At 33.5% G+C, this 13,176-nt stretch carries 12 protein-coding genes; 8 read left to right on the top strand and 4 right to left on the bottom strand.

What is annotated here, in order from left to right:
• Positions 1 to 11 precede the first annotated feature (11 nt).
• The 4 genes from ACNRYB_RS18870 (at position 12) to ACNRYB_RS18855 (ending at position 6,926) form a co-directional block, all read left to right on the top strand.
• The gene (locus ACNRYB_RS18870) at positions 12 to 935 is read left to right on the top strand and encodes a FecR family protein (RefSeq protein ID WP_473728329.1); all 924 of its coding nucleotides are present in this window, start codon (positions 12 to 14) and stop codon (positions 933 to 935) included.
• A 70-nt stretch (positions 936 to 1,005) separates the two neighbouring features.
• On the top strand, positions 1,006 to 4,290 hold the full coding sequence (locus tag ACNRYB_RS18865) for a SusC/RagA family TonB-linked outer membrane protein (protein WP_473728328.1): 3,285 nt from the start codon (positions 1,006 to 1,008) through the stop codon (positions 4,288 to 4,290).
• A 5-nt stretch (positions 4,291 to 4,295) separates the two neighbouring features.
• Entirely contained in the window at positions 4,296 to 6,065 is a 1,770-nt protein-coding gene (locus tag ACNRYB_RS18860) for a RagB/SusD family nutrient uptake outer membrane protein (protein ID WP_473728327.1), read from the top strand.
• 492 nt (positions 6,066 to 6,557) lie between these two features.
• The gene (locus ACNRYB_RS18855; RefSeq protein ID WP_129748151.1) at positions 6,558 to 6,926 is read left to right on the top strand and encodes a SpoIIAA family protein; all 369 of its coding nucleotides are present in this window, start codon (positions 6,558 to 6,560) and stop codon (positions 6,924 to 6,926) included.
• Positions 6,927 to 7,000: 74 nt separating this feature from the next.
• Here the strand turns inward: ACNRYB_RS18855 and ACNRYB_RS18850 are convergent, their stop codons facing one another.
• Genes ACNRYB_RS18850 through ACNRYB_RS18840 form a run of 3 tightly spaced genes read right to left on the bottom strand, consistent with a single transcriptional unit; the run spans position 7,001 to position 8,234 of the window.
• Positions 7,001 to 7,273 (bottom strand): PrgI family protein, encoded by a 273-nt coding sequence (locus tag ACNRYB_RS18850; protein WP_129748150.1) that lies wholly within the window; start codon positions 7,271 to 7,273, stop codon positions 7,001 to 7,003.
• A gap of 39 nt (positions 7,274 to 7,312) precedes the next feature.
• The gene (locus ACNRYB_RS18845; RefSeq protein WP_129748149.1) at positions 7,313 to 7,711 is read right to left on the bottom strand and encodes a hypothetical protein; all 399 of its coding nucleotides are present in this window, start codon (positions 7,709 to 7,711) and stop codon (positions 7,313 to 7,315) included.
• 34 nt (positions 7,712 to 7,745) lie between these two features.
• Positions 7,746 to 8,234 carry a hypothetical protein gene (locus ACNRYB_RS18840; RefSeq protein ID WP_473728326.1) on the bottom strand — a complete coding sequence of 163 codons (489 nt, stop codon included), beginning with the start codon at positions 8,232 to 8,234 and terminating at the stop codon, positions 7,746 to 7,748.
• Between the two features lie 338 nt (positions 8,235 to 8,572).
• On the opposite strand from ACNRYB_RS18840, the gene ACNRYB_RS18835 reads away from it, so the two are divergent.
• Both ACNRYB_RS18835 and tnpA read left to right on the top strand, forming a co-directional pair.
• Positions 8,573 to 9,046 (top strand): CinA family protein, encoded by a 474-nt coding sequence (locus ACNRYB_RS18835; protein ID WP_473728325.1) that lies wholly within the window; start codon positions 8,573 to 8,575, stop codon positions 9,044 to 9,046.
• A 284-nt stretch (positions 9,047 to 9,330) separates the two neighbouring features.
• On the top strand, positions 9,331 to 9,792 hold the full coding sequence (gene tnpA / locus ACNRYB_RS18830) for an IS200/IS605 family transposase (protein WP_473728324.1): 462 nt from the start codon (positions 9,331 to 9,333) through the stop codon (positions 9,790 to 9,792).
• A gap of 95 nt (positions 9,793 to 9,887) precedes the next feature.
• Here tnpA and ACNRYB_RS18825 read toward each other — a convergent pair whose 3' ends face one another.
• Positions 9,888 to 10,802 carry a DsbA family protein gene (locus ACNRYB_RS18825; RefSeq protein WP_473728323.1) on the bottom strand — a complete coding sequence of 305 codons (915 nt, stop codon included), beginning with the start codon at positions 10,800 to 10,802 and terminating at the stop codon, positions 9,888 to 9,890.
• Positions 10,803 to 11,070: 268 nt separating this feature from the next.
• On the opposite strand from ACNRYB_RS18825, the gene ACNRYB_RS18820 reads away from it, so the two are divergent.
• Together ACNRYB_RS18820 and ACNRYB_RS18815 are read left to right on the top strand one after the other, a co-directional pair.
• A complete protein-coding gene (locus ACNRYB_RS18820; RefSeq protein ID WP_473728322.1) occupies positions 11,071 to 11,769 on the top strand; it encodes an SMI1/KNR4 family protein in 699 nt (232 codons plus the stop codon).
• A gap of 30 nt (positions 11,770 to 11,799) precedes the next feature.
• Positions 11,800 to 13,149 carry a DUF6138 family protein gene (locus ACNRYB_RS18815; protein WP_473728321.1) on the top strand — a complete coding sequence of 450 codons (1,350 nt, stop codon included), beginning with the start codon at positions 11,800 to 11,802 and terminating at the stop codon, positions 13,147 to 13,149.
• The last annotated feature ends 27 nt before the right edge of the window (positions 13,150 to 13,176 follow it).

Below are 13,176 nucleotides of genomic sequence, written 5' to 3'. Positions count from 1 at the left end.
AATAAGTATTTATGATAAAAAGAATCAAACATAGTTTAGAATATCTGCTGGATAAAAGTTCGCGAGGAAAAACTTCATTGGCAGAAGAAAATTTATTGAATGATTTTGCCTTTAGCGAATATCAGAATTCAAAATGGGATAATGATTTTATGGGAAACCCAGAAATCGAATCTCAAAATATCTATGAAGAAATTCAATTAAGAATTGGAAAGAAAAGATCTTTCCGTCCTTATTTAAAATATATAGCTGCTGCCAGTATTCTTTTTCTGCTTGGTTTAGGATTTTTCTTGAGACCAAATGTTTTAAACCAAAAACAAATCACATTTAAAACGTCATCGATTCCCAAATCTATCCAATTAAGTGACGGTTCGAAAATTTATCTGGCAGCAAACTCATCATTTCAGTATCCTGAAAAATTTGAAGGCGATCAAAGAACGGTTTCCTTACTAAAAGGAAATGCGTTTTTTGAGGTTGCCAAAGACAAACAGCACCCTTTTATTATTCATTCTGGCGAAATAAAAACCAGAGTTGTGGGAACTTCATTTCACATTCAATTATCAAAATTAAACTGTAAGGTAATCGTAGTAACCGGAAAAGTAAATGTTTCTGGAAAAGGGCAGAGTGTTGATTTAATGCCGAATCAGGAAGCTTTATTTGAGTCTCAAAAATTGACCAAACAAATGGCTGATAAAGCTTTTTTGATCAATTGGTATAATGAAGATGTAACGTTGGAACAAACTACTTTAAAACAAGTAATTGCCATTTTACAATATAAATACGGAGTTTCATTTGAGTATGATGACAAACACGTATTAGCAACGCCGTTAACGGTATTCATCAAGAAGGACGCGACATTAGAAAATGTTTTGGAACAAATAAATTATATCACAAACCTAAAATTCAAAGTTTATGGCGAAATAGTAAAAGTGGATTAAAAACAAAAAAAGCAGTTGCGGGAACAACTGCTATTAATAATTAAGCATCGTAAAAACAATTACTTAAATCATGTATTTTAAACCTTCTTATTTAAATCTAAAGAGTTTTGTCTTTTTAGTTCTAGCTTTACTAGCCTTTCAGAGCGGTTATAGTAAAACTAATTTGCTAAAAGAGTCAAAAGTAGCAAATAAAATAGAAAAAGCTACCCTTGTTTCTATTTTTTCAAAATTAACACAACAAACCGATTACAAATTTAGCTACGGACAAGCTGTAATTGCTGATAACACAGCTTATGCGGTAAATTATAGCAATGAGTCTATTACGGCGATTTTGAATGATCTTTCGCAAAAAGCAAATTTCAATTATAACATTAACGGAAAATTGATTTTAATTCAAAAAACAGCTGCGCCAAAAGCAGTTAATACTAAAGCGGTTGACAGAATTAAAGTAAAAGGAAAAGTGGTCGATGAAAATAAACTGCCGATTCCTAGAGCAACAATTACAGAAACAAGTTCGTCAAATTCAACGGTAACTAATTTCGATGGAGAATTTGAAATTACAGTTGGGGAAGGAAAAACGATTGACATTTCTTATATGGGTTATAAAACTAAAACAGTTGCCGTACAAACTGGTTTTATGACGATTCAATTAGATCCAAATACAGCGGAATTAAATGAAGTTTTGGTTGTAGGTTACGGAAAACAATCTAAAAAAGACGTTACTGGTGCGGTTACGCAGTTGGAAGCAGGAAACTTTAAACAAGGTGTAAATGTTTCTGTAGATAATTTAATGCAGGGAAAAGTGGCTGGTGTGCGTGTTGTAAATACAAGCGGTGAGCCAGGAGCGGGAGTAAACGTGACCATTCGTGGAGTTGGATCTATCAGAAGCGGAAGTACGCCTTTGTTTGTTGTAGACGGTGTGCCTTTGTCTAATGATGATGTGAGTCCGTCGGGAAGTAATGTTGGATTTGGAACTTCTTCGGCTAAAAATCCATTGAACTTTTTGAATACAAGCGATATCGAATCGATTACGGTTTTGAAAGATGCATCGGCTTCTGCAATTTATGGAGCGAGAGGATCTAACGGAGTGGTTTTGGTAACGACTAAAAAAGGTTCTAAAGGCGAAGGAACATTAACTTTTGATACTTATACTGGAGTTGCAACTGTGGCTAACAAACTTGACGTTTTAAGCGCAAGCGAATATAGAAATGCCATTAAAGATAAAGCGTTTGATCACGGTGGAAATACAGATTGGCAAGATGTAATTTACAGAACAGCTATTACAACAAACAATTCGCTTTCTTTTTCTAAACAGACAGAATCTGGAAACTACTATGCTTCGATTGCGCAAATGGATCAGGAAGGTGTGGTTCGCAACAGTAATTTCAAACGTCTTTCTGGAAGAATCAATGCGGCAGAATCGTTTTTAGATAACAAACGTTTGAAAGTAAAAATGAATCTTACGGCGAGTGAAACTAAAGATGATGGAGTTCCAACAAGTGATGACGGTGGTTCTAACGGACAATTGATTGTGCATACTTTAATGGCAAACCCGACACGTTCTGTTTTTGATGCCAATGGAAATTATACCAACTTCAATATGAATGCGCATTACAATCCAGCATATTTGTTGAGCATTTACCAAGACCAGACTAGAACGTTGAGAGTTTTAGGAAACTTAGAAGCGTCTCTTAGAATTATTGACGGATTAGAATATAAATTGAACATTGGTGTCGATCGTTCGATGGCGGAGAGAAACACAACCATTTTTCCAAACTTAACCGATTTGAATCCAAAAGGGAAATATGTTCAGAATAATTTAGATTCTAAAAACTCTTTAGTTGAGCATTATCTAACTTACAATTTGAATTTAGATAAACATAAAATTGAAGCTTTAGGAGGTTTCTCATACCAAAAATTTGAAAGATCGGGTACAAGTTTTAGCATTGACGGAATCGCAAATCAAGGCGAGGGAGTTCCACCTTCAATTAATCCTGGCTTTAAAGGCACACAATCTGGAACAACAGGTTATGCGCAGGAAAACGAATTGCAGTCTTATTTTGGAAGATTGAATTACAGTTTTGATAACAGATATCTTTTAACAGCTTCTATGAGAGGTGATGGTTCTACTCGTTTTGGTAAAAATAATAAATATGGTTATTTCCCATCATTTGCCTTAGGATGGAATATTGCGAATGAAAGTTTCTTAAAAGATTCTTCGACATTAAACAATTTAAAACTAAGAGCGAGCTGGGGACAGACAGGAAACCAAGAAGTTGAAAACAAAATTACGCAAGCAAGCTACTCTTTATCTGGAGCTGATGGATATTATTTATACGATGATTTAAATCTAGTGAACGGAGTTTCGGTAAACAGAACGCCAAATCCTGATTTGAAATGGGAAGTTGTAACGCAATACAACGTTGGTTTAGATTTCAATTTATGGAATGATAAATTGTACGGAACATTAGATTATTTCAATAAAACGACTACCGATGCGATTTTAAATGTTCCTTCTCAAGCTTTGAGCCCAACGACTACAATTTGGACGAATATTGACGGTAAAATCATCAATAAAGGTATCGAGTTTATGTTAGGTTCAAAAATTGTGGACACGAAGAATTTCTCTTGGAATATTGATATGAACGGAGCAACGCTTCATAATAAAATTGAAGATCTTCCGGTTTCAGAAATTTTGACAGGAACAATTTCTGGTCCTGGACAATCGGGTGTAAATGCGAATATCTACAAAAGCGGATACGCAGCTGGATCATTCTATTTGTTAGAACATATTGGTTTTGATGCAAATGGAGCAAACATCTTTAAAGACCAAAACGGAGACGGTAAAATTGACAATAGTGACAGAATTATTATTGAAGGAGCTTTACCAACTTTCTATTACGGATTTAATAGTGATATGAGATACAAAAACTTTACATTCTCATTTTCTATCATCGGGCAAACGGGAGGTTATTTGTTGAACAACACAGGTTTAAATGCATTAAATATCAATAACCTTGCATCAGACCGTAACGTGGCAACGGGTTATTATGAGTCTGGAGCAAATCCTGCAAACTCTCCAATCTTGTCAACTTTATTCTTAGAAAAATCAGATTTTATCCGATTGAATACAGCTCGTATTGGTTACAATTTTGACTTAAAAGGATTAAACTGGATCAACGGATTAACGCTTTATGTTACAGGTCAAAACTTAATTACGATTACCAATTATACAGGTTACGATCCGTTAATCAACAGTCCGAAATCAAACGGAGGAAATCAATCTATCGGTATCGATTATGCGAGTTATCCAACTTCTAGAACATTCAGTTTTGGAGCAACTTTAAAACTATAATTATTATGAAGACAAATACAATTTTTAATATTAAAACATTAGCAATATTCTCTTTTATATGGCTTTTTGCAAGCTGTACCAATCTTGACGAAGTTGTTCTGGATGAGGTTTTAGGAGAAGACGCTTCAAACCCAGCTGGAGCTTTGGCTGCAGCTTATGACCGTTTGGGAGATGGAACTTTTGTAGATCATGGCGGTGTTTTCTCTTTACAAGAATATACGACAGATGAGGCTATCCTGCCAACTCGCGGAAGTGACTGGGGAGACGGAGGAAAATGGAGAGACATGCATGAGTTTAGTTGGAAATCGGATAATGCCATTGTGGTAGATAACTGGAATAAATTGACAAACGGAATTACACGTTCATTAACAGCTATTCAATCGGTTGAAGAAAGTTCAATTCCAGAGAAGAAATTGTTTTTAGCAGAAGCGAAAGGACTTTTAGCGTATTATTTATATACCACTTTAGATTTGTACGGACAAGCGCCTTACAGAGATCCGATGAATCCAAATGCGCCTTTACAGATTTTAAAAGCCGATACGCAAATCGATCAATTGATAAAAGATGTTGAAGCTTTACTGCCAGATTTGGCAGAAATGGGAACACAGCAAACGCATCACGGTAGATTTACAAAAGAAGCAGCGTATGGATTTTTAGCGCAGATGTATTTGAATCGTGCTGTTTTTAAAGATCGTTTTAATGCATCTTCAACCTTTAATTTTACTGAAGCTGCTGCAACGGGTACAGGAACAGATATGGATCGTGTAATTTATTATACTTCTTTGCTGATTGATTCTGGAAAATATTCTTTAGAAAGTGATTATTTCAAAAACTTCGCAAGAGACAATGACAAAGGAAAAGAATTGATTTTTGCTATTTCTCAGAAGATTGATTATATCAGAAACGGTTCAAACAGTTTTGCTTATGTGTGTATGGAGCGCAACCAGAGAACTTCTGCTGCAAATAGAGGAACCAATGCGGCTTGTACAACTCCTGAGTTTTTTGCAACATGGGATGGGAATCATGACGATCCGAGATTTCAGCAAAAATATCAATATACTGATGGAACATGGTTTATGAATGATGGAACAGATATTAGTGTTCCAGCAACTGATATTGTACCGAAAAGTGCCAATTTGCCTTGGTTTCATTTTAATAGAGGAATTCAGTATGGACCACAATATGGACCAATCTTATTGTCATCTGGTTCATTGGAAATGGTTAACGGACGTATAAAAGTTTCTCCGTTATACATGGAAAAAAGCACAACAACGAGAATGGATTTTACGCCTTCTTTAACCTTCAAAAATCCAGCTCAAGCAGTTTTTGCTCAAAACGAAATCAATCAAGGAGCACGTGTTTTTAAATATGAATTTGATCCAGAAGGAGGAAACGGAAACAGTAATGTTGATATTCCATTATTCCGTTTAGGAGGAATTTATACCATGAGAGCCGAAGCTTATTTTAGAAAAGGAAATACTGGTGCTGCAATGGATGATTTGAACAAATTGCGTACAAACAGAAAAAGAGAATCTTTATTTGGAAGTACACCAGGAAAAGCTTTGACTGCAATTGATCAAACAGTTTTATACAATGAAATTGGTTTTGAATTGTATTGGGAATTATACAGAAGACCGCAGATGATCCGTTTCGGGAAATTTGATCTTGCCGGAACAGCAAAAGCCGCTTCGCAACCTTACAGAAGAGTTTTCCCAATACCGCAGTCAACAATTGACGTGACAAAAGAATTCAAACAAAATCAAGGATATAATTAAGTTTGTTTTTTAGAGTAACAAAGTGACAGAGGTGCAAAGGCACTAAATCTAGCACTAAATATTAACAATGAATTTTTTAGCAATTAAAAAACTTTGTCACTTAAAAACTTTAAAGTTTGTGTGTTAGTTTATTTTTTATTTTTTTTCAAAAAGCCTGTTTTCAAAAAAAAGCAGGCTTTTTTTTTAGATGCTAAGGTTCTGAGATGCTAAGATTCTAAGTTTTTTTCTGCATGCAGTGTATAGATGCACTGCAGTGCATCTAACCCAAAGTTTTTCCTCTCTAACTAATAAAATTTAAGGCTGTAAAAAGAAACTTAGAATCTTAGCATCTCAGAATCTTAGTATCTTTAAAAAGAACTTAAAAAAATATAATAAACGAATAGTTAAATGTAATCTGTATCTGGTTGATAATAAGTAAATTTGAATTAGAATTTTGCATTTTCAAATGTCTCAAATAAAAACATCATTAATAACTCAAAAAGTATAAAAATCATGATACATCAAATCGATACCACAGATAATATTGTTGCCTTTAGAGCATTGGCAGAAGTGACAAAAGATGATTTTGTAACTGCAGTGGCTCCAGCCGTTGAGCATTTGGTAAAACAGACAAATGAGATTAATTTCTTATTGGTTCTGGATACCGATATTGAGAATTTTACAGCGGGAGCGTGGCTGCAAGATGCTCTTCTTGGTTTGAAAAATCTTGGAAAATGGAATAGGGCAGCAATTGTTACTGATACAGATGAAATCATTTCTTTCACCAATGGTTTCAGCTATATTGTTCCGGGAGAGTTTCGCGGATATAAAAAAGTTGATTTTAATAAAGCATTAAATTGGGTTGAAGGAAATATTTCTTAACCAAATCTTCTCAAAAAAAAGAAAAAGAGCGCTTATAGAAAATAAGCGCTCTTTTTTATGATAGTTTAAAACGATTAGTGATTGTATTCGATACCGCTGCTTGATTGAGCATCAATTTTATCTTTAGATACCTGACTATATTTTTTATAACATGCCGATGCTAAAATTGGCAATGCAAGACTTCCTACAACAGCACTTATTTTTGGATGCCCCGTTTTCTTCAAAACTGCCGATGCTAAAAGAGCACCAACGCCAGCACATACCATTTGTTTTACTGACAGATTTAATGGTTTACTTTCAGGTTTAATTCCGTGTAATAATGGGTCTATAAAATTCAAATTCTCCATAATGCCAATTAATTTTAATTATACTTATTTGTTATTTTTTTAATTTTTACTGTTTTCAGTGTCAGTTTCACTTTCAATTTTCTCAATTTCGACCTTTTCTTTCTTTATCGCTTGACGCAATAAAGCAAAAAGACTCATGTAAACGTTTGCCATAAAAACCAGAGAAAACCCTGCCAAAATATATCCTCTCCAATCATTTAACAAAAGTTTATAATCGCATATAATCAGAAAGGCAATTGTAACATAATGGCTAAAGCAATATTCACATGTGAGAAGATAAAAAAACTTTCTGGATAGGATGTATCTGTCATTTTTAGAATGTCTGACACACCATTCATGCGGTTCTCTAAAAATTTCTTCGTGTGTGACAGTCCAGCTGATACAAGCAATCGGAATTGCTAATACAAAAAGCCAGACAATTTGAACTGCTATAGTCATCAATTTAATACTTTACAATTTACGATAATTTTTGCTATTCTCTAGGGTGGTTTTCTGGATAATGTTCTGCATCAAAATCGTCCAATTCTTCATCTTCATCCAGATCGACGTCATTTTCAAGATCATTTTCGTAATCCAAATCAGGATCATATTCATCATTTAAATCATCTTCAGTGTCATCGTTTGTAATAGCATCATCTTCATTGATGATTCTTTCCTGATTCGGAATGTTCTCTGAACGGATATTTGTATTCGGTTCAAAATCTCCTTTTGGATGCGAAGGATCTTCAATAAACTCTTCCTGATATTGATACGGATCTTCATCACGCGCATAATTGTCATTGTCAATCAGCGTATTTTGTTCATAATAATCAGGATCGCTTTCGCCAAATTCTCGATTGTCATGTTTTTTCAAAACTTGTTTAAACTCGTCTTCATTAGAGTAAGTTCCGTCAACGAGAGTATTTTGTTCGATATAATCAGGATCAAATTGACCATAATCATGGTTGTGTTGCTTTTCCATAATACTATTTTTTAGATTATTACTTTTTTCAAGATTGAATCTTCATAAAGAAGACCTGCAAATTCTTTACAGTTTACTGTAATTGTCTTATCGTAGCTTTTAAAAGTCATGGCATTTTGGCTTTTATATTTTTTCGGATTGTACTAAATGACTTTAAAAAGCTGTATTTACAAATTTACTGCGTTATGAAAAGGAAGTTCTTATAAAAAAATAAACGATAGTTGCATAATTAACAGTTACTTATAATATAAATATTGTAAGAAATTATGTAAGTTTACTATGCTCGAACAATCTACATTTGAGGTTGAAATTAATGTATAATTAAATTTTAAATCAATATGGCGTCAGATAAGGTAACCGCATGCTGTCAGAGTTTAATAGAAAAGAACTTAACAATATCATTTGCAGAAAGCGCTTCAGCAGGAAAAATGTGTTATGAGTTTTCGACAGTTGTTAATTCAGGAAGAATTCTCATAGGAGGAATAGTATGTTATCATTCTTCGATGAAAGAAGATTTATTGCATATTCCGTGGGGAACTATTGAGCAATACAGTGCCGAATCTGCTGAGGTTACCAAGTTAATGGCACAAAACTTTTACCGATATATCAATTCAGATATTTGTGTTGGTTTAACAGGATTAACAACACCGGGAGGAAGCGAAAGCGAGTCAAAACCTGTCGGAACTATTTTTATCCATATCATTGTTGGCGAAAAGCAAATTGCCAAACGTTTTGAATTTAAAGGGACTCCAGAAAGTATAATTGATCAGGCAATAGATGTTGTAGCCGATTTGATTTTGAGGGAGATTTAAACCAATCAAACGTCCCTACGGGACGAAACACCAAAAACATTTTTTTTCTACCGATGAGATGTTCCTAGCGGAACATTTTTTCAAATTCTTTCTATTCCAGAAAAAAACTTTCCTCCGAACATTTTGTCTTAAAATAATACTCTAAAGACTTTTAGAAGGCATATTAAAGGCGATTATTTTTAAAATTCGTATTGGTGAAAAAAGAAATGTTCCGTTAGGAACATCTCATCGGTAGAACTTTAATTAATTATGTTTTTTCGTTCCGTAGGAACGTTTGGTTGGTAATGGCAAATACATACACACAATTGCATATACAATTTGTATTTGCAGTGAAATACAGAAAAGCATTAATTGCAAAGGAGTGGAAAGACAAATTACATCAATATATTACGGGCATAATTCAAGCCAATAGTCATAAAATGTTATGTATTAATAGCATGCCAGATCATATACATATTTTTATAGGAATGCGTCCCACACAATCTATTTCTGCGTTGGTTCAAAATGTAAAAACAGAAACCAGCAAATGGATTAAAGAACAAAAATTGTCACAAGATTTCTCTTGGCAAGAAGGTTACGGAGCATTTTCATATTCAATAAGCCATGTGCCTAATGTCATTCAATATATTCAAAATCAAGAACAGCATCATAAAAAAGAAACATTTTTAGAGGAGTATCAAAAATTATTGAAAGCATTTGAAATAGAGTTCGATTATCAATACATTTTTAAAGAACCACTTTTATAATGTCAAACGTCCCTACAGGACGAAATGAACAATCTCATTTATTTTTTTTACCAATGAAATGTTCCGATGGAACATGTTTTTAATAATTTAAGAAATTATTTTCTAATATATAAAGAACCATTTTTAATCGTCTTTTTATCTAATAAACCTTGCAGATATAATTTCTCTAAAATGGAAGTCGCTTCAGAAGTTGATTTTTCTAATATCACAGCATACTCTTTTGGAGCCAATGTTGGGAAAATCTCGAATAAATCTAACGGATTTTCATTTTTAATATTCTTCTTTTTTGCTTTTGGAAACAACGTTAATAGGGCATTTTCGTAAGAAGAATAAGGTTTAGAACCATAAACTGTTAATTGATTATTATCGGCATCAGCCAAAAATAAAGTCGGAAAACCACGCACGCCAAGAGTTTTTGCTAAGTTTAAATCTTCTTGGAAAAGTTCTTCGGCGTCATCATAATCTGCTTTTAGTTTCTGAACATCTAAACCTGAAATTTTTGCAGCTTCTGCAATGTTCTCCCATTTTGCAATATTCTTTTTATCTAGATATAGCTTTTCGCGAAGAATGCGCATAAATTTCACAGCCTTTTCTTTACTCTGCATTTGGGCTCCTTTCATGGCAATGCAGGAAGGATAAGAAGAATCTAACGGATCTTCAAGCCAAACATTTCCATCAATTGGCATTTCGTAATACAAACTCGCCTCGTCCCAATGATGCGCAACGTCAGAAGGTTTGCTTATTCCGCCGCTGTTATAGCTCCAATCAGGCAATAAACCGCCCATTCGGTAATCAATTTCGAAATAATCGCCGTATTCCAGTTTTAATTTTCTAAGCTGAGGTTCAATTCCCCAACAAGAAGAACAAATGGGATCGGTATAGTAAATTATCTTAACAGGTTTATTTTCTACAGGAATGGCTGTTTTTGCATTCGTTTTTTCGCCAGCAGGCATTTCGCACATTCCATTCACAGGATCGCATAATAGCGGATTTGTTTTTTCTTCACTCATTCTAGAATTCGTTTGTGACTGGCAGCTTACACTGCAAATCAAGATTAATAGTATCGATAGTATTTTCATAGTTATGTTTAAAAGGTACTCTCGAGGTTTTGAATTGATACAAATTTCGAATGAATTTAGCTGCCAGTCAATTAGTCAAAAAAATATGACTAGGAAATACATGTTGGTTTTAAAAATTACCTCTGTTTTAAAAGTGAGATTATCATTACAAGGTGTAATTAATTGTTTATTTTTGCTTTACATAAAATAGAAGCCTCAGATGAATTATATTCAAAAAATTAAACGCCTTTACAACCTATCTGAAAATGAAAACTATGGATTTTCAGAAAAACAGATTCTCGATCTTGAGAAAACATTAAACGTAAAACTTCCTTCAAAACTCAAAGAATATTATTTAGAATTAGGAAAAGAAGAAAACCTTAATTACTGCTTTAACAGACTTTTGATACCTGAAAACGAGATCGGATTTTCTGATGATGATTTTCTGGTTTTTTACGAAGAAAATCAGAACGTCGCTTTTTGGGGAATTAAAAAAGAAGATTTATCACAGGAAAACCCGCCCGTATATGGCAATTACGACACAATAGAAAAATCGGATTGGGAAATAGAAACTGAAACAACAGATAACTTTTTTCTGCTGATGGCAGTTTTCAACGGGACTTTGGGCGGACTTCAATTTAACGGAAATTATTTAGGAGAAATCGATTCTGGAATTGTAAAACTTGTTGAAGAAAACTATGTGCTTGTTCCCGAAATCAGCAGGGAAAATCAAAAGATATATACAGATGATTTTTATGATGTAATTAGTTTGTCATTCGATCAGGAAAACAATTGCACAGGAGCTTTTATTGGATCAAGCGATCAGGAACGATTTGATGCCATTCTTGATCTTGTTGATATTGATTGGTCTTATCTGTCTTATGATGATGAAGAATATGATGAGGACGATGAAGAATAATCAAGTTTAAAAGTGATAATAAAATAAAGAATGAGAGAATTAAATTATTTAGTAAAGATAGAAGGTAACGAAGCGCTTTTAGAAAAATTCATTGAAGCGATTGATAACAATACAGTTAAAATAGATAGAGCATATCCAAATCCTTATGTATTAGATTCGGGTGAAAAATTTCTGCTATCGCCTATAATTGAATATTTTTTCCAGACTAGACCTTTCTCAAAAGAGTTTTATATTTCATTTGTTGAAAAACTAAGAAAGCTTACTGGATTTGAAAGTTACCGCTATTCATTAGGATTACAGGCTGAGGAATTAATTTTTAATAGTTTTGAAAGAGTAAAAAAAGGCAAATACAAGATTTTTATACCCAAAACAAAAGAAGAGCTTCCGAAACCCATATTGACAGAAGAACAAAAAGAACTTTTAAGTTTTATATGTTATATCGCTGTCTCTCATATTAAATACGGTCCAAGTTATGCCACAGTTACTGCAAATGAGTATTTTGATGTGGTGACCGAATTGGGTTCTGATGAAGTAGAACAGCTTAAGAAAAACGGAACAGGCAAAATTCCAAAAGAGCTTACCGAATATAAAGACAAAGATTTTACAGGAAAAGCAAATGATGTTTTCGCCAAAATAAATCTTAAACTGACCACGGAAACAGAAGAAAGCTACGCAAAAGCACTACACTTCGTGAATAACCTTCTAAAATCTGATTTTCCTAAAAGCTTCGAGATTAGTTTTTCATCAAAAGAAAAAGAATTGCTTCCTATAAAAGGACTTCCGAAATGCGGACAGAATTACTTTTTTGCCGGAGCGGTGAAGTATCCAAATCTGCATAAAAGCATTTTAGAATATATTGATCTTACTAAAAAGAAATACGAATGGTACACCAATCTTGAAGCTGAAAATTGTGCGATGCCTTCAACTTTTGCTGTTTTTGCTTTAGGATTACAAGACGAAAAGTATTTTGAAACATTGATAGATTATTATCAAACAATAGATGGTGAACATCAGTCTATTCAGCAGAAATTTACACCTGTGTTTTTGGAGAAATTCGGACTAAATGAAAAATCAATAAAAGTCTATATGAATGCTGTTTTATCAATGCAGGAACATCCGCATAATAAAGCGTTCATTTCTTATTTTACAAATGAAAATAGCTTGAAGTTATTGTTGGACAGTAAAGAGAATTTTGTTTCGTATTATTTTACAGACGAAGATTTAAAAGACTATTCGGATAGTGGTACTAATGTTCAGGAAATGGCAAATTATTGTTGGGAAGGTGTGATGTATACTACGTTTGGACAAAGCAAAGGTTTCTCTAAAATTAGCAAACAACTTACAGATGCAGAAAGAAAAATCTTTGAAAAACTTTTGTAATAAAACGTTATGAATAGGAAAATATAG

The organism is Flavobacterium sp. CR10, from assembly GCF_055814415.1.
Note: the sequence above shows the minus strand (reverse complement) of the source record. Positions and strands in the feature narration are given on the sequence as shown.